This is a genomic window from Citrobacter sp. R-1.5.2 (genome assembly GCF_035064245.1).
Lineage (GTDB): Bacteria > Pseudomonadota > Gammaproteobacteria > Enterobacterales > Enterobacteriaceae > Citrobacter.
On the sequence record NZ_JASEYC010000086.1, the window covers coordinates 1 to 641 of the forward strand.

Sequence of the window (641 nt, forward strand, 5' to 3'; positions counted from 1 at the left end):
GGTAATGACTCCAACTTATTGATAGTGTTTTATGTTCAGATAATGCCCGATGACTTTGTCATGCAGCTCCACCGATTTTGAGAACGACAGCGACTTCCGTCCCAGCCGTGCCAGGTGCTGCCTCAGATTCAGGTTATGCCGCTCAATTCGCTGCGTATATCGCTTGCTGATTACGTGCAGCTTTCCCTTCAGGCGGGATTCATACAGCGGCCAGCCATCCGTCATCCATATCACCACGTCAAAGGGTGACAGCAGGCTCATAAGACGCCCCAGCGTCGCCATAGTGCGTTCACCGAATACGTGCGCAACAACCGTCTTCCGGAGCCTGTCATACGCGTAAAACAGCCAGCGCTGGCGCGATTTAGCCCCGACGTATCCCCACTGTTCGTCCATTTCCGCGCAGACGATGACGTCACTGCCCGGCTGTATGCGCGAGGTTACCGACTGCGGCCTGAGTTTTTTAAATGGCGGAAAATCGTGTTGAGGCCAACGCCCATAATGCGGGCGGTTGCCCGGCATCCAACGCCATTCATGGCCATATCAATGATTTTCTGGTGCGTACCGGGTTGAGAAGCGGTGTAAGTGAACTGCAGTTGCCATGTTTTACGGCAGTGAGAGCAGAGATAGCGCTGATGTCCGGC

Annotated in this window: 1 pseudogene; it reads right to left on the reverse strand. The window is 54.3% G+C overall.

The features are described 5' to 3' along the window. Nucleotides 1-15: 15 nt before the first annotated feature. Nucleotides 16-641, reverse strand: a pseudogene (locus QMN38_RS27240) (IS1-like element IS1B family transposase); the annotation flags it as partial.